Below are 15,493 nucleotides of genomic sequence, written 5' to 3'. Positions count from 1 at the left end.
GGCGACTCGCCGCCGGCCCGCCCGCTGGCCGCCGACGACATCGAGCGGCTGCTGCACGGCCGGCACCCCGACCCGCACTCGGTGCTGGGCGCGCACCCGTACGGCGGCGGCGTCACGGTGCGGGTGCTCCGGCACCTGGCTCGCTCGGTCACCCTGGTGCTGCCCGGCGAGCGCCGGGCCCCGATGGCGCACGAGGCCCACGGGGTATGGCTGGCGGTGCTGCCAGAAGCCGAGATCCCGGACTACCGGGTGGAGGTGGAGTGGGAGCAGGGGGTCGTGCACCGGCAGGACGACCCGTACCGGTTCCTGCCGACGGTGGGCGAGCTGGACCGCCACCTCATCGCCGAGGGCCGCCACGAGCAGCTCTGGACCGTCCTCGGTGCCAACGTGCGCGAGTACGACGGGCCGCTGGGGACGGTCCGGGGCACCTCGTTCGCGGTGTGGGCCCCGAACGCCCGCGGCGTGCACGTGGTCGGCGACTTCAACCAGTGGGACAACACCTCCCACCCGATGCGCTCGCTCGGCACCGGGGGGGTGTGGGAGCTGTTCGTGCCCGGTGTCGAGTCGGGCACCCGGTACAAGTTCGACGTCACCGGCCCGGACGGGCAGCGCCGGCTCAAGGCCGACCCGATGGCCAAGGCGACCGAGCGGCCGCCGGCGACGGCCTCGGTGGTGTGGGAGAGCCGCTACCAGTGGGGCGACGCCGCGTGGCTGGAGGCCCGCAGGGCGACCGACCCGCACCAGGGGCCGATGAGCGCCTACGAGGTGCACCTGGGGTCCTGGCGGCAGGGTCTGTCCTACGCCGAGCTGGCCGACCAGCTGGTGTCCTACGTGCAGCGCATGGGCTTCACGCACGTGGAGCTGATGCCGGTGATGCAGCACCCCTACGGGCCGTCGTGGGGCTACCACGTGACCGGCTACTACGCGGCCGATGCCCGGTTCGGGGACCCCGACGGGCTGCGGCTGCTCATCGACCGGCTCCACCAGGCAGGGATCGGGGTGATCCTGGACTGGGTGCCGGGCCACTTCGCGACCGACCCGTGGGCGCTGGCCCGGTTCGACGGCACGCCGCTGTACGAGCACCCCGACCCCCGTCGCGGCTGGCATCCGGAGTGGGGCTCCTACATCTTCGACTTCGCCCGCCGGGAGGTGCGCAACTTCCTGGTCGCCAACGCCCTGTACTGGCTGGAGGAGTTCCACGTCGACGGGCTGCGGGTCGACGGGGTGGCCTCGATGCTCTACCTGGACTACGCCCGCAGTGACGGCCAGTGGGTGCCCAACCAGTACGGGGGCCGGGAGAACCTGGAGGCGGTGGCGCTGCTGCAGGAGATCAACGCCACCGCCTACCGGCGCACCCCGGGGATCGTCACCGTGGCCGAGGAGTCCACCTCCTGGCCCGGCGTGACCCGGCCGACCGACACCGGCGGCCTCGGCTTCGGGCTGAAGTGGAACATGGGCTGGATGCACGACTCGCTGGACTACGTCGCGTATGAGCCGGTGTACCGCCAGTACCACCACCACCAGCTGACGTTCTCGCTGATGTACGCCTTCAGCGAGCAGTTCGTGCTGCCGATCAGCCACGACGAGGTCGTCCACGGCAAGGGCTCGATGCTGCGCAAGATGCCCGGCGACCGGTGGCAGCAGCTGGCGAACCTGCGCGCCTACCTGGCGTTCATGTGGGCCCACCCCGGCAAGCAGCTGCTGTTCATGGGCCAGGAGTTCGCCCAGGAGTCGGAGTGGGCCGACGGCCGCAGCCTGGACTGGTGGCTGCTGGACCAGCCGGTGCACGCCGGGATGCAGCAGCTGGTGCGGGACCTCAACCACCGCTACCGGGAGAGCCCGGCGCTGTGGGAGGTCGACCACGACCCCGCGGGCTTCCAGTGGCTGGAGGCCGACGACGCCGGGCGCAACAGCTACGCCTTCGTCCGCTACGGCCGGCCCGATCCCGACGGGCAGCGGCCGATGCTCGTCGCGGTGGCCAACTTCGCCGGGACCCCGCACGAACGGGTCCGGGTGGGGGTGCCCCGGCCCGGGTCCTGGCGGGAGGTGCTCAACACCGACGCCGGCGACTACGGCGGCTCCGGCGTCGGCAACATGGGCGTCGTCACCGCCGAGGAGCTGCCCCACCAGGGGCAGCGGTACTCGGTAGAGCTGACGCTGCCGCCGCTGGGCGTGCTGTGGCTGGCACCGGAGCCGCCCGTGACCACCCGGAGCGCGCAGCAGGAGAGCGCCCAGCAGGAGAGCGCGCAGCAGGAGAGCGCGCAGAAGGAGCGGGAGTGATGGCAGCCCACGCACGAGCCGGGCAACCGGCCGGGCCCGAGGACCTGGTCGACGTCCCCCACCTGGTGACCGCCTACTACACGGTGCGGCCCGACCCCGATGCGGTGGACCAGCAGGTCTCCTTCGGCACCTCAGGTCACCGCGGCAGCGCGCTGGACGCCGCGTTCAACGAGGACCACATCGTGGCGACCACGCAGGCGATCTGCGACTACCGGCGGGCGCAGGGCATCGGCGGGCCGCTGTTCCTCGGACGGGACACCCACGCGCTGAGCGAGCCGGCGTGGGTCACCGCGCTGGAGGTGCTGGCAGCCAACGAGGTGGCGGTGCTGGTCGACGACCGGGACGGGTGGACGCCCACCCCGGCGGTCTCCCACGCCATCCTGCGCGCCAACGCCGGACGGGGTCCGGCGGCGGCAGCGCCGGGCCAGGCCGACGGGATCGTGGTCACTCCCTCGCACAACCCACCGCGCGACGGCGGGTTCAAGTACAACCCCCCGGACGGGGGGCCGGCCGGGACCGAGGCCACCGGCTGGATCGCCGACCGCGCCAACGCGCTGCTGCGGGAGGGGACGCAGCGGGTGCGCCGAGTGCCGTTCTCCCGGGCGCGCGAGGTCGCGGGCCGCTACGACTTCACCGGCGAGTACGTCGCCGACCTGCCGTCGGTGCTCAACCTGGACGCCGTCCGGGAGGCCGGGGTGCGGATCGGCGCCGACCCGCTGGGTGGGGCCAGCGTCGCCTACTGGGAGGCGGTCGCCGAGCAGCACCGGCTGGACCTGACCGTGGTGAACCCGCTGGTGGACCCCACCTGGCGGTTCATGACGCTGGACCACGACGGCAAGATCCGGATGGACTGCTCCTCCCCCGCGGCGATGGCCTCCCTCATCGGTGCCCGCGCGGACTTCCAGGTGGCCACCGGCAACGACGCCGACGCCGACCGGCACGGCATCGTCACCCCGGACGCGGGACTGATGAACCCCAACCACTACCTGGCGGTGGCGATCGACTACCTCTACGGCGGGGCCCGGCCGGACTGGCCCGCGCAGGCCGCCGTCGGCAAGACGCTGGTCTCGTCGTCGATGATCGACCGGGTCGCAGCTGACCACGACCGGCGGCTGCTGGAGGTCCCGGTCGGCTTCAAGTGGTTCGTGCCGGGACTGCTGGAGGGCTCCATCGCCTTCGGCGGCGAGGAGTCGGCCGGGGCCTCGTTCCTGCGACGGGACGGGTCGGTCTGGACCACCGACAAGGACGGCATCCTGCTGGCGCTGCTGGCCGCGGAGATCCTCGCGGTGACCGGCACCTCCCCGTCCCAGCGCTACGCCGAGCTGACGCTCCGGCACGGCGACCCGGCCTACGCCCGGGTGGACGCCCCCGCCGGCCGGGAGGCCAAGGCCAGGCTCAAGGCGCTGGACGCCTCGGCCGTCACCGCCACCGAGCTCGCCGGGGACCCGGTGACCGGCGTGCTGACCGAGGCACCGGGCAACGGCGCGGCGATCGGCGGGCTGAAGGTGACCACCGAGCACGCGTGGTTCGCGGCGCGCCCCTCGGGCACCGAGGACGTCTACAAGATTTACGCCGAGTCCTTCAAGGGCCCCGACCACCTGACGACGGTCCAGGAGGAGGCGCAGCGCCTCGTCGACGGGGTGCTGGCCGGGTAGCGGCCCCCCGCGCGTCGGACGGACGCGATCAGAACAGCGCGCTCATCAGCGCGCGGCGGGCCCGCACCACGCGCTCGTCGTGCTGGCCGATCACGTCGAACAGCCCGAGCAGGTGCTGGCGCACCCGGTCCCGGTCCTCGCCCGCGGTCCGCCGCACCAGGTCCAGCAGGCGGGTGAAGGCGTCCTCGACGTGCCCGCCGACCAGGTCGAGATCCGCGGCCCGCGTCTGGGCGTCCACGTCGTCGGGGCGCTCGGCCGCGGCCTCCCGGACCGCCTGCGGGTCCAGCGCCTGGGTGCGGCGCAGCAGCTCCACCTGTGCCCGCCCGAGCCGGGCCTCCTCGTCGGCCGGGTTCTCGGCCAGCGCCTGGTCGAAGGCCGCTGCGGCCCCGTCGAGGTCGCCGGCGTCGATGGCGTCATAGGCCCGCTGGTGCAGCGGCGGCACCTCCGGCTCCTCCTGCTCGGGGGCCCCGGGCTCCTCCCCCTGCACGTGCAGGTCGGCGCGGCCGGTGACGCCGTTGGCGACGGCTGCCTCGAGGAACTTGTCCAGCAGCTGACGCACCTGCTCCTCGGGCTGGGCACCGAGGAAGAACGGCATCGGCTGCCCCGAGAGCAGGCCCATCACGACCGGCAGCGCGCTGATCTGTCCGAACGTCTGCTGCAGGACCGGCGTGAGCGCCTGGGTGATGCCGGGGCTGGCCGCCAGGTCGACCGCGACGACCCGGAACCGGCCCTCGTAGGAGCGGGCCAGCGAGACCAGGGTGTCGACGTAGCCGCGCGACTCCGGCATCTGGTCGGCCCACAGCACCAGCACGGCCGGCACCGTGGCGGTGCCGTTGAGCACCGAGGTGAAGTTCTGGTCGGTGGCGTGCACGAGCAGCCCGCTCGTCGGCGGCTCCTGCCCACCGGCGGCTCCCGCGCCGGAGGCTCCCTGCGGCCCACCGGAGGGGCCACCCTTCCCGAGGGAGGACAGGTCGACGGCGCCCCGCAGGGCTGCGGCACTGAACGGTTGCTGCGTCATGGCGTCATTCTCCCGCATCGGTCACGACGGTGTCGCTCGGGCCGTCCCCGCGGCGCCGCCCGGTCAGGACCCGGAGGCGGCGACGACCTGCTCGCGGGCCGCGATGACCGCGGGGGGGCGGTCCTCGTCGGCCGCCGGCACCCGCACCGCCACGAACACCAGCGCCGTCATGGTGGCCTCGGCGCCGAGGGCGTCGTCACCGGCCAGGTGCGCGAAGGTGTCCGGCGGGACGAGGGTGTGCCCGTCCCGCACGTGGAAGTGCGCGGTGCGCTCCATCACGGCGAAGCTCATCGCCGAGCCGTCAGCCAGCTGCAGGGTGTGCAGCGCGTCCGGGAGCAGCTCGTCGGTCTGCATGAAGTCGGCCGAGGCCGAGATGTCGGAGGCCTGCTCGCGGGCGTTGCGCCGCACCTCGGGGGCGTAGCCGTTGGTCCGGATCGACACCTTTCCCTCGCTCGGCGGGTGGCCGACGTAGTCGGCCAGCTCGTTGAGCACGGATGTGGGCCGCTGAGCGAGGGCCTCCTTCGCCTGTGAGCGGTTGCGCAGGACGGGGGAGCCGGTGCTGCGGCGCTCGAAGAGGCCGACCTCGGTGCCCGGCAGCATCGGCGCCGACCACCGGATCTTGAAGTCCGCACCCTCCTTGGGCCGGACCAGCAGGTATAGCTCCGGCACGTCCGAGCCGGCCCATTCGGGCACGGCCTGAGCGAGGATGTACTGCGGGTACTTCTCGTCGTCCTGGCTGACGGCCAGGACGGTCGGCTGCAACGGGTTGCGCCCCAGATGACGCTCCACCTTCGGCGGCCGACCGGTGACGTCCTCCAGGTCCTCGGCGACCTCGTGGGCCCGGCGGTCCGGTCCCGAGTAGGCGCGCTTGATGTCCCCCAGCGCCTTGTCACCGTTGCGCTTCGTGGAGCGCACAGCCATGGTCAGCACGTCCGAGGCGATCTGCTCGGACTCTTCGACGGACACCACACCGGACGGCTGCGACTCCCCGGCCGCCGTGGCGGCCTGCTCCTGGCCGGGAGCGGTCGTCTCCGCGGCGTCCTCGGCCCCACCGGCCCCTTCGGTGCTGCCGTCCTCGGTGCTCTCCGCGCCGACGCCGGCGGTCGAGGTAGCGGCGTCGGCACCGGCCGGCTCGGAGTCGGCGCCCTCCGAGTCACCGGAGCAGGCGGAGAGGACGAGGGCGGAGGCGAGGGCAAGCGCCAGGGCAGGACGGGGGACGCGCATAACGAAATGGTAAACACATGGCAAGGTCACCGAGAAATCGGCGACCCCGCTGCTACCCGCCGGGGGGCCCGCTGGCGTCAGAACCGGGCCGGCTCCTTGTAGTCGCCCCACTCCGCCTTGAGCGCCCCGCAGATCTCCCCGAGCGTGGCCTCGGCCCGCACCGCGTCCAGCATCGCCGGGATGAGGTTCTCCTCGGTGCGCGCCACCTCGACCATGCGCGCCAGCGCCCGCTGCGCGGCCTCGGCGTCTCGTTGCTGGCGGCGCTGGCCGAGCTCGCGCACCTGGTCGCGCTCCACCTCGTGGCTGACCCGCAGGATCTCCAGCTCGTGGCTGACCGACTCGGTGTGGCAGTTGACGCCGACGATCTTCTTCTCGCCCTTCTCCAGCGCGGTCTGGTACTGGAAGGCCGCCTCGGCGATCTCGCCCTGGAACCAGCCGTCCTCGATCCCGCGCAGGATGCCGGAGGTCATCGGGCCGATCTCGTGGTGCACCTCACCGGCCGCGTCGGGAGTGCGGCCGCGCTCACCCATCGCCCGGATGGTGTCGAAGATGCGCTCGGCCTCCTCCTCGAGCCGGTCAGTGAGGGCCTCGACGTACCAGGATCCCCCCAGCGGGTCAGCGACGTTGGCCACGCCGGTCTCCTCCCGGAGCACCTGCTGGGTGCGCAGCGCCACCTCGGCGGACTGCTCGCTCGGGAGCGCCAGCGTCTCGTCCAGGGCGTTGGTGTGCAGGCTGTTGGTGCCGCCGAGCACCGCGGCGAGGGCCTCGACGGCGGTGCGCACCACGTTGTTGAGCGGCTGCTGGGCGGTGAGAGAGACGCCGGCGGTCTGGGTGTGGAACCGCAGCCACATCGCGCGCTCGTCGGTGGCCCCGTAGACGTCCCGCATCCAGCGCGCCCAGATCCGGCGCGCGGCCCGGAACTTGGCGATCTCCTCGAAGAAGTCGAGGTGGGAGTCGAAGAAGAACGACAGGCCGGGGGCGAACCGGTTGACGTCCAGGCCTCGGGACAGGCCGAGCTCGACGTAGCCGAAGCCGTCGGCGAGGGTGAACGCCAGCTCCTGCGCGGCCGTGGACCCGGCCTCGCGGATGTGGTAGCCCGACACCGACAGCGGCTTGTAGTCAGGGATGGTCGAGGAGGTGTACTCCATCAGGTCCCCGATCAGCCGCAGGTGGGGCTCGGGGGGGAACAGCCACTCCTTCTGGGCGATGTACTCCTTGAAGATGTCGGTCTGAAGGGTGCCGTTGAGGGAGGTGGGGTCCACGCCCTGCCGCTCGGCGGCGACCAGGTACATGCAGAACACCGGGACCGCCGGGCCGCTGATCGTCATGGAGGTGGTGACGTCGCCCAGCGGGATGTCGTGGAACAGCAGCTCCATGTCGGCCGCGGAGTCGACCGCCACCCCGCAGTGCCCGACCTCGCCGAGGCTCTCCGGCTCGTCCGAGTCCCGGCCCATGAGGGTGGGCATGTCGAAGGCGACCGACAGCCCGCCGCCCCCGCGGGCCAGGATCATCTGGTAGCGCTCGTTGGTCTGCCGGGCGTTGCCGAACCCGGCGAACTGGCGGATCGTCCAGGCCCGTCCCCGGTACCCGGTGGAGTACAGCCCCCGGGTGAAGGGGTACTGGCCGGGCCAGCCGATGCGCGGCATCCGGTCGTCGACGGCCTCGACCTCCGGACTGGGTCCGTAGACCGGGTCGACCTCGGTGCCCGACAGCGTGCTGAAGTCGGCGTCCCTCACCCGTCCCTGGGCCAGCGCCTGCTCGTAGCGGCGCTGCCACATCTCGCGACCGGACGGGCCAGCTTCGGCAGGGCGATCAACGGCGTTGTTGGTCATGCCGCCAGGGTAGCCGCCGCAGCCCCCCGTGGCGGTCCCTCACCCGTACCCCGCGGTCGTCCATCGGTCCGCTCAGCAGCCGCTCCAGCATCCGGTAGCCCGCGTACAGCACGGCGATCGCGACGGTCACGTGCAGCAGGAAGGCCAGCGCGACCCCGGCGATCACGCCCGCTGGCCACAGCCGCCCCCAGGTCACGGCAAGGGCGGTGGGCACCACCACCGCGGCGACCGCCCCGCCGGCCAGCTCGGCCGGCCACGGGCGGCGGCCCATCCACGGCAGCACGTCCCACAGGTCGAGCAGGTCCAGCGTCGCGAGCGTCCCGAGCAGGACCACGACGCTCAGCAGGCCTACCAGGGCCGCCCGTCGACCCCGCTCGGTGCTCTGCCACATGGTGGTGACCGAGACTGCCGCCCACATCAGCCAGGCGCGGACCCGGCCGGTGCCCAGCCCGATCATGGCGACCCGGAACAGCCGGTCCGCCTCCACCCGGTCGACCGCCGGACCGGTGTAGGAACCGGGGCGCACCAGCCCGTCGTGGAGCACCGCGGCGGGCAGGAAGTCGCCACTGACCGGCACCAGCCAGGTCAGGAACCACGGCACCGATGCCAGGTCGGTGCGGAACCGGTCGACGTCGGCGGGCACGACGAAAGGCTCGTCGTAGTCGTCGGCGTGGTAGGCGATCGGCCGCAGCACGGCGAAGTCGCGCCCGTCCACGCTGCGCAGCTCCAGCCGCAGCGGCCCGCCGGTCAGGGCGTCGGTGAAGTGGCCCACAGGCCACGTCTAGCAGACCGGCCACCGGCGGGCCTGCTAGCCTCCGGCCGATGTCGCAGAGCACCGCCGCCCCGACGTCCCGTGGCGAGCGCCCCTGGCGGGACCGCCTCGCCGCGCTGGGACCTGGCATCCTCCTGGCCTCGGCCGCCATCGGCGGCTCCCACCTGGTCTCCTCCACGCAGGCCGGTGCCCAGTTCGGCTGGCAGCTGGTGGTCGTGCTGGTGCTGGCGAACCTGCTGAAGTACCCGTTCTTCCGGTTCGGCCCGCAGTACACGATGGAGAGCGGTCGCAGCCTGGTGGAGGGCTACGCGCGCCGGGGCCGCGGCTACCTGTGGGTGTTCTTCGTGCTGTGCCTGGTCGCCTCGGTGGTCTCGACCGCCGGCGTGGGCCTCCTCGGCGCGGTGATCCTCTCGTTCGCGCTGCCGGACGGCTGGGGCCTCGGCGTGCCGATCCTGGCGGTGCTGCTCATGGTGGCCTCGTGGGCGCTGCTGGTCGCCGGCCGCTACCGGATGCTGGACCGGGTCACCAAGGTGATCGTGGTGGCGCTGGCGGTCGGCACCGTGGTCGCCACCCTCATGGCGGCCGCGCGGGGGCCGGCCGCCCCGAGCGGTTTCGCGGGCCCGTCGCCGTGGACGCTGGTGACGCTGCCGTTCCTCGTCGCGCTCATGGGCTGGATGCCGGCGCCGATCGAGCTGAGCGCGCTCAACTCGCTGTGGATCCGGGCCAAGCAGCGGATCACTCCCAGCGCGGCGAAGGACGTGCTGCTGGACTTCAACGTCGGCTACGTGACCTCCGCCGTGCTCGCGGTGTTCTTCCTCGCGCTGGGCGCGCTCGTGCAGTTCGGCACCGGCGTCGAGGTCGCCCAGCAGGGCGGTGCCTACATCCCGCAGCTGCTGCAGATGTACGGGTCGGCGATCGGCGGCTGGGCCGTGCCGATCGTGGCGGTCGTCGCCTTCGCGTGCATGTTCGGCACCACCATCACCGTCGTGGACGGCTACGCCCGCGCGTGCGCGGAGTCGGTGCGGCTGCTCCGCCACCAGGAACGGCTCGGGCAGCGCGCGCTCACCGGCTGGATCACCGGGATCGCCGCGGTCGGCCTGGTGATCATCGTCGGGATGGCCGACGAGCTGGCCGACATGCTTTGGTTCGCGATGGTGAGCGCGTTCGTGACCGCCCCGGTGTTCGCCTGGCTGAACTACACCCTGGTGCGGTCCGAGCACGGCCTGTCCCCCACGATGCGCTGGCTGTCCTGGGCCGGGCTGGCCTACCTGGTCGGGTTCACGCTGCTGTTCCTGCTGGTCACTGTCGGGGTGCTGGGCTGAGCTGCGGCTCGCGCACCATCCGCACCTCGCGCATCCCGCTCTCGGCCAGCTGCTCGGTGCCGTCAGGACGGAACCCGTGCCGCCAGCAGAACCCCACGGCCCGGTCGCTGCCGGCGGCCACCCACAGGTAGGCCGCCGCAGGGCCGAGCAGGGACGTGATCAGCTGGTCGGCCACCCCGGTGCCGTGGTGGACCGGCAGCAGGTTCAGCGCGTGCAGCTCGCACCCGGCCGGCGGGACCTCGTCCCGCGGCGTGCCCGCCACGCCGAACCCGGCCAGCCGCAGCCCGGCCACCGCCACCAGCGTGCGAACTCCAGGCGCGGGGGGTGCGGCCAGCCGCTCCCGCCACCGCTCGGCGAAGGGCTCGGGGACCAGCCGCGACCACACATCCGGGTCCAGCTGGCGCCGGTAGGTGGCCCGCCACACCTCGCAGTCCAGCCGCCCGAGCTCCTCGGCGTCTCGCGGCCGGGGTGGACGCAGCAGGTAGCCGTCCGCGTCCGGGGGCATCGGGCCCGCGCCCGTCGACTCAGCTGCCGTCGCCACGCAGCCGCTCCTCGACCCGCTCGACCTTGGCCCGCAGCTGCCCGGTGTGCCCCGGACGCAGATCCGCCTTGACCACCAGGGAGACCCGGGGGCTGTGCTCGGCGACCGCGTCGCAGGCGGCCTTGATGACCGGCATCACCTCCTCCCAGTCCCCTTCGATCGTGGTGAACATCGAGGTGGTCTCGTAGGGCAGGCCGGAGTCCCGCACCACCCGGACCGCGTCGGCGACCGCGGCACTGACAGAGCCGTCCGGCCCGGCCGTGCCGGGGGCGACGGAGAATGCGAACAGCATGGGGCCGAGCGTACCGAGAACCGGCGCCGGCCCGTCACGCCAGCGCAGCCACCAGCTCGTCAGCCGCGGCGTAGGCGTCCCGCTGGCCGTCCGCCACCGCGGTGGCCAGCTGCTCCAGCCGGCCACCCTCGCCGAGGTCGCCCATCCGGGCCCGTAGCCGCTCCAGGGCGATGGCCCGGACCTCCTCCGCGGCCCGGCGCACCCGGCGCCGGCGCAGCTCGCCGCGCTCCTCCATCCAGCCACGGTGCTTGTCCAGGGCCGCCATGACCTCCTCGACACCCTCGTGCCGCTCGGCGACGGTCTTGACCACCGGCGGGCGCCACAGCCCCGGCTCGCTGCGGTCGCCCAGGCTGATCATGTGCCGGATCTCCCGGGCCGTGGCGTCGGCGCCGTCCCGGTCGGCCTTGTTGACGACGAAGACGTCACCGACCTCGAGGATGCCGGCCTTGGCGGCCTGGACACCGTCGCCCATCCCGGGCGCGAGCAGCACCACCGTGGTGTCGGCCAGGCCGGCGATCTCGACCTCGCTCTGCCCCACCCCGACGGTCTCGACCAGCACCACGTCGCACCCGGCGCCGTCGAGCACGCGCAGCGCCTGCGGGGTGGCCCAGGCCAGCCCCCCCAGGTGGCCTCGGCTGGCCATCGAGCGGATGTAGACCTCGGGGTCGAGGGCGTGGTCGGCCATCCGGATCCGGTCACCCAGCAGGGCGCCCCCGGAGAACGGCGAGGAAGGGTCGACCGCCAGCACTCCCACCCGCAGGTCACGTGCCCGCAGCGCGCGCACCAGCATCGAGCTGGTGGTGGACTTGCCGACGCCAGGGCTGCCGGTCAGCCCGATGACATGGGCGTGCCCGGTGTGCGGCGCCAGCGCCGCCATGACCTCCCGCAGCGCCGGGTGGGCGTTCTCGACCAGGCTGACCAGTCGCGCCACGGCGCGCGGGCTGCCCTCCCGGGCCTGGCCGACCAGCGAGGCGACGTCGACCTCACGGCGGGAGCGCATCGAGGTGGCTGCCGGCGTCAACGGCGGCTCAGGCTCCGGCCTCGCCCGGAGCGGGGACCCGCAGCACCAGCGCGTCGCCCTGTCCACCACCGCCGCACAGCCCGGCAGCACCCACGCCCCCGCCCCGGCGCCGCAGCTCCAGCGCCAGGTGGAGGGTGATCCGGGCACCCGACATGCCGATCGGGTGACCCATCGCGATGGCCCCGCCGTCGACGTTGATGCGCTCCGGGTCCAGGCCCAGCTCCTTGATGGTGGCCAGCCCGACGGCGGCGAACGCCTCGTTGATCTCGATCAGGTCCAGGTCGGTGGGCTCCATGCCCTCCCGCTTGCAGGCCGCGGTGATCGCCTGCGCCGGCTGGCTCTGCAACGTGGAGTCCGGACCGGCCACGACACCGTGGGCGCCGATCTCGGCGATCCAGCTCAGCCCCAGCTCCTCGGCCCTGGCCCGGCTCATCACCACGACCGCGCAGGCGCCGTCGGAGATCTGGGAGGCGGACCCGGCGGTGATGGTGCCGTCGGGGCGGAACGCCGGCCGCAGCCCGGCCAGCTTCTCGACGGTCGTGTCGCCGCGCACCCCCTCGTCGGTGCCGAAGACGACCGGGTCACCCTTGCGCTGCGGGATCTCCACCGGGACGACCTCGTCGGCGAACTTGCCCTCCTGCCATGCCCTGGCGGCCAGCTGGTGGCTGCGGGCGGCGAAGGCGTCCTGCTCCTCGCGGGTGAACGTGGCGGAGGCGTCGGCCCGGTTCGCGTCCTCGGTCAGCCCACCCATGGCCTGGTCGGTGAAGACGTCCCACAGCCCGTCGTAGGCCAGGTGGTCCCGCAGCGTCACGTCGCCGTACTTGAAGCCGGCGCGGCTGCGCTCCAGCAGGTGCGGGGCCTGCGTCATCGACTCCTGGCCCCCGGCGACGACCACGTCGAACTCGCCGGCCCGGATCAGCTGGTCGGCCAGCGCGATCGCGTCCATGCCGGACAGGCACACCTTGTTGATGGTCAGCGCCGGGACGTCCATGGGGATGCCGCCCTTGACGGCCGCCTGCCGTGCGGGGATCTGCCCGGCACCGGCCTGCAGCACCTGGCCCATGATCACGTAGTCGACCTGCTCGCCGCGCACGCCGGCGCGCTCCAGGGCGCCCCGGATGGCGATGCCGCCCAGGTCGGTGCCGCTGAAGTCCTTCAGCGACCCGGAGAAGCGCCCCATCGGGGTCCGGGCACCGGCGACGATCACCGTGCTGGTGCCGTTGCGGCCACTCCGCTCGACACGGTCCACGACGGGCTGGCTCATGGTCTCCTCCAACGACGGCGGTGGTCCGGCGGCCGACGTGACTCGGCCCCGGTGCGGGCAGGGCTCTCACCTCCACTCTAGTCCCCGGCCACCGCGCCGAGGTCGCCCGCGGCCACCCGGCCGGCCACCACCGTCACGGCCGTCCGCACCGACCGCAGCCGGCGCGCCTGCTCCCCGGTGTCGGCCGCGCCGGGGACGAGGGGGTCGTCGTCGAGCAGGACCAGGTCACCCGGTGCCCCCACCGTGACGCGGTGACCGTCGACCGAGGCCCGCAGCGCCTCTCGTGGGGTGAGCGCCTGCTCCGGGTACCAGGCCGGGTCGCCGGGCTCGCCACGGTGGACGGCGGCGGCGATCGCCAGCCAGGGGTCCAGCGGCGCGACGGGCGCGTCGGAGCCGAGCGCCACCTCGATGCCGTGCTCGAGCAGCCCGCGCAGCACGAAGCTGCGCTCGGCGCGGTCTGGCCAGCACTGCTCGGTCACCACCCGGTCATCCAGCAGGTGGGCCGGCTGCACGCTCGCGCGGACCGGGAGCCGGCGCCACCGGGGCAGGTCCTCCCACCGCAGCAGCTGGGCGTGCTCGACCGAGCCGCGCGCGCCCGTGGTCTCGAACGCGTCCAGCACCGCCGCCAGCGCCCGGTCCCCGATGGCGTGCAGCGCCGACTGCAGCCCGTGCCGGTGCGCCCGGCCGACGACGTCGGCCAGCTCGCCGGGGTCCAGGTTGGGCGCGCCCGCAGGAAGGGCGAGCCCGTCACCGTCGGCGTAGGGCTCGCAGCACCAGGCGGTACGGGTGTTGAGCGAACCGTCGCAGATCACCTTGAGCGGGCCCATCGTGGCCAGCCCGCCGGTCCCCTCCAGCGGGTCGCCGGTGCGCAGCCCCTCCGCGATGACGTCGTCCACCCCGTCCGGGTAGACGCCGGCGCGCACCCGGATCGGTCCGACCCCGCGGGAGTGCCGGTGCTGCCACTGCTCCCAGGGCCGGGCGAACTCCAGGTCCACCAGGCCGACCACGCCGCGCCGCAGTGCCGCGTCCACGGCCTCGGTCACTGCCTGCTCGGTGCTCTCACCGCCGGTGTGCTCCTCGATGCGGGCGTAGAGGCCGAACCACTCCTCCTCGTCCAGCGCGCCGTCGCGCGGCGGCAGTCCGAACAACCGCAGCGCGGCGGAGTTCAGCCAGCCGTTGTGGCCGTCGCCGCTGATCAGCGCCACCGGCACCGGCCCCGTGACCGCGTCCAGCGCCGCGACCGCCGGTCGCTCGGCCCATCCCGCCGAGCGGTAGCCCCAACCCACCAGCAGGCCCGCCGAGCGCCGCTGCGGCCGGTCCGCCAGGTGGTCCCCGACGCGGCGGGCGACCTCCGCGGCCGAACCGGACCCGCTGACGTCCAGCCGGGTGCGAGTCAGCGCCCACTGCACGACGTGCACGTGCTGGTCCCACAGCCCGGGCAGCACCCACCGGCCCTCGCCGTCCACGACGGGCACCGACGCCGGGGCACGCAGCACCGGGGCGACCGCGCTCACCCGGCCGTCGGTCACCAGCACGTCCACCGGGGCCGGTGCGTCCGCGTCCACGCCGTCGCCGTCGAGGTCGACCACGCGCACGCGGCGCAGCAGGATGTCGCTCATGCCGGCACGGTATCCGCCGCTACGCTCGGCACCATGCCCACCGCGAGAACGAGCGAGGCCCTGGGCTCGCTGCTGCTGCGCGTGGACCACGTGGGGATCGCCGTGCCGGACCTGCCCGAGGCCATCGCCTTCTACGAGGGCACGCTAGGGCTGCGCACCGTGCACACCGAGGTCAACGAGGAGCAGGGGGTCCGGGAGGCGATGCTGGCCGTCGGGGACGGGTCCGGCCCTCCGGTGCAGCTGCTGGCCCCCGCGTCCCCGGACTCCGCGATCGCGCGGTTCCTCGAGCGCACCGGGCCCGGCCTGCAGCAGCTGGCGTTCACGGTCCAGGACGTGACCGAGGCGTCCCGACGGCTCGCCGGGGCAGGGTTGCGGCTGCTCTACGACGAGCCGCGGCCGGGCACCGCCGGCAGCCGCATCAACTTCGTGCACCCCAAGGACACCGGCGGGGTGCTGGTCGAGCTGGTGGAGCCGGCTGCGGACGGACGCGGGGTGTGACGTGACCGGGCGGCGGGGCGGCGACCTGCGCGAGGGCGGCGCTCGGCTGCTGCGCCGGGCCGGGCACCGCAACCCGGTGCGCCGCTGGCAGCGCTACCGGCAGCGGCAGCTGGAGCTGCTGGCCGAGAGCAACCGGCTGCGCCGCGAGCGGCTGG

General features: G+C 73.7%; 13 protein-coding genes. 4 read left to right on the top strand and 9 right to left on the bottom strand.

The window, feature by feature from the left end:
* Together glgB and pgm are read left to right on the top strand one after the other, a co-directional pair.
* Positions 1 to 2,280 (top strand): 1,4-alpha-glucan branching protein GlgB (gene glgB, locus GFJ45_RS11570; protein ID WP_407670396.1); only part of this gene is annotated, 2,280 nt, incomplete at its 5' end.
* Positions 2,280 to 3,935: a phosphoglucomutase (alpha-D-glucose-1,6-bisphosphate-dependent) gene (gene pgm / locus GFJ45_RS11565; protein WP_153397354.1), complete on the top strand. Its 1,656-nt coding sequence runs from the start codon at positions 2,280 to 2,282 to the stop codon at positions 3,933 to 3,935. The genes glgB and pgm, both read left to right, overlap by 1 nt.
* A 28-nt stretch (positions 3,936 to 3,963) precedes the next feature.
* Here the strand turns inward: pgm and GFJ45_RS11560 are convergent, their stop codons facing one another.
* The 4 genes from GFJ45_RS11560 to GFJ45_RS11545 form a co-directional block, all read right to left on the bottom strand.
* On the bottom strand, positions 3,964 to 4,953 hold the full coding sequence (locus tag GFJ45_RS11560; RefSeq protein ID WP_153397352.1) for a co-chaperone YbbN: 990 nt from the start codon (positions 4,951 to 4,953) through the stop codon (positions 3,964 to 3,966).
* 63 nt (positions 4,954 to 5,016) lie between these two features.
* A complete protein-coding gene (locus tag GFJ45_RS11555; protein WP_153397349.1) occupies positions 5,017 to 6,177 on the bottom strand; it encodes a hypothetical protein in 1,161 nt (386 codons plus the stop codon).
* A gap of 77 nt (positions 6,178 to 6,254) precedes the next feature.
* Positions 6,255 to 8,009: an acyl-CoA mutase large subunit family protein gene (locus tag GFJ45_RS11550; protein WP_153397348.1), complete on the bottom strand. Its 1,755-nt coding sequence runs from the start codon at positions 8,007 to 8,009 to the stop codon at positions 6,255 to 6,257.
* On the bottom strand, positions 7,990 to 8,781 hold the full coding sequence (locus tag GFJ45_RS11545; protein ID WP_153397346.1) for a DUF1353 domain-containing protein: 792 nt from the start codon (positions 8,779 to 8,781) through the stop codon (positions 7,990 to 7,992). The genes GFJ45_RS11550 and GFJ45_RS11545 overlap by 20 nt, the downstream gene beginning before the upstream one ends.
* Before the next feature lie 50 nt (positions 8,782 to 8,831).
* Between GFJ45_RS11545 and GFJ45_RS11540 the strand changes: the two genes are divergently transcribed.
* Entirely contained in the window at positions 8,832 to 10,103 is a 1,272-nt protein-coding gene (locus tag GFJ45_RS11540) for an NRAMP family divalent metal transporter (protein ID WP_153397344.1), read from the top strand.
* Here the strand turns inward: GFJ45_RS11540 and GFJ45_RS11535 are convergent.
* From GFJ45_RS11535 to GFJ45_RS11515, 5 genes are all read right to left on the bottom strand, one after another.
* Positions 10,081 to 10,644, bottom strand: coding sequence for a GNAT family N-acetyltransferase (locus GFJ45_RS11535; protein ID WP_153397342.1), 564 nt, complete (start codon positions 10,642 to 10,644; stop codon positions 10,081 to 10,083). The genes GFJ45_RS11540 and GFJ45_RS11535 overlap by 23 nt on opposite strands.
* Positions 10,628 to 10,936 (bottom strand): MTH1187 family thiamine-binding protein, encoded by a 309-nt coding sequence (locus GFJ45_RS11530; protein ID WP_153397340.1) that lies wholly within the window; start codon positions 10,934 to 10,936, stop codon positions 10,628 to 10,630. Before GFJ45_RS11530 ends, GFJ45_RS11535 begins: the two co-directional genes overlap by 17 nt.
* Positions 10,937 to 10,970: 34 nt before the next feature.
* Positions 10,971 to 11,936: a methylmalonyl Co-A mutase-associated GTPase MeaB gene (gene meaB, locus GFJ45_RS11525; RefSeq protein WP_153397356.1), complete on the bottom strand. Its 966-nt coding sequence runs from the start codon at positions 11,934 to 11,936 to the stop codon at positions 10,971 to 10,973.
* A 28-nt stretch (positions 11,937 to 11,964) separates the two neighbouring features.
* On the bottom strand, positions 11,965 to 13,221 hold the full coding sequence (locus GFJ45_RS11520) for an acetyl-CoA C-acetyltransferase (protein ID WP_153397338.1): 1,257 nt from the start codon (positions 13,219 to 13,221) through the stop codon (positions 11,965 to 11,967).
* 77 nt (positions 13,222 to 13,298) lie between these two features.
* Positions 13,299 to 14,840, bottom strand: a complete 1,542-nt coding sequence (locus tag GFJ45_RS11515; protein WP_153397336.1) for an amidohydrolase — start codon at positions 14,838 to 14,840, stop codon at positions 13,299 to 13,301.
* 33 nt (positions 14,841 to 14,873) lie between these two features.
* Between GFJ45_RS11515 and mce the strand changes: the two genes are divergently transcribed.
* Positions 14,874 to 15,338 carry a methylmalonyl-CoA epimerase gene (gene mce / locus GFJ45_RS11510; protein WP_153397334.1) on the top strand — a complete coding sequence of 155 codons (465 nt, stop codon included), beginning with the start codon at positions 14,874 to 14,876 and terminating at the stop codon, positions 15,336 to 15,338.
* The last annotated feature ends 155 nt before the right edge of the window (positions 15,339 to 15,493 follow it).

The sequence above is a fragment of the Ornithinicoccus halotolerans genome (assembly GCF_009602535.1).
GTDB classification, from domain to species: domain Bacteria; phylum Actinomycetota; class Actinomycetes; order Actinomycetales; family Dermatophilaceae; genus Ornithinicoccus; species Ornithinicoccus halotolerans.
The sequence above is the reverse complement of the archived record's forward strand: the minus strand, read 5'-3'. Positions and strand labels throughout refer to the sequence as shown.

Coding starts and splice junctions, on each gene's coding strand:
- pgm (WP_153397354.1), top strand. CDS start 2,280: ATGGCAGCCCACGCACGAGCCGGGCAACCGGCCGGGCCCGAGGACCTG.
- GFJ45_RS11560 (WP_153397352.1), bottom strand. CDS start 4,953: ATGACGCAGCAACCGTTCAGTGCCGCAGCCCTGCGGGGCGCCGTCGAC.
- GFJ45_RS11555 (WP_153397349.1), bottom strand. CDS start 6,177: ATGCGCGTCCCCCGTCCTGCCCTGGCGCTTGCCCTCGCCTCCGCCCTC.
- GFJ45_RS11550 (WP_153397348.1), bottom strand. CDS start 8,009: ATGACCAACAACGCCGTTGATCGCCCTGCCGAAGCTGGCCCGTCCGGT.
- GFJ45_RS11540 (WP_153397344.1), top strand. CDS start 8,832: ATGTCGCAGAGCACCGCCGCCCCGACGTCCCGTGGCGAGCGCCCCTGG.
- GFJ45_RS11530 (WP_153397340.1), bottom strand. CDS start 10,936: ATGCTGTTCGCATTCTCCGTCGCCCCCGGCACGGCCGGGCCGGACGGC.
- meaB (WP_153397356.1), bottom strand. CDS start 11,936: ATGCGCTCCCGCCGTGAGGTCGACGTCGCCTCGCTGGTCGGCCAGGCC.
- GFJ45_RS11520 (WP_153397338.1), bottom strand. CDS start 13,221: ATGAGCCAGCCCGTCGTGGACCGTGTCGAGCGGAGTGGCCGCAACGGC.
- GFJ45_RS11515 (WP_153397336.1), bottom strand. CDS start 14,840: ATGAGCGACATCCTGCTGCGCCGCGTGCGCGTGGTCGACCTCGACGGC.
- mce (WP_153397334.1), top strand. CDS start 14,874: ATGCCCACCGCGAGAACGAGCGAGGCCCTGGGCTCGCTGCTGCTGCGC.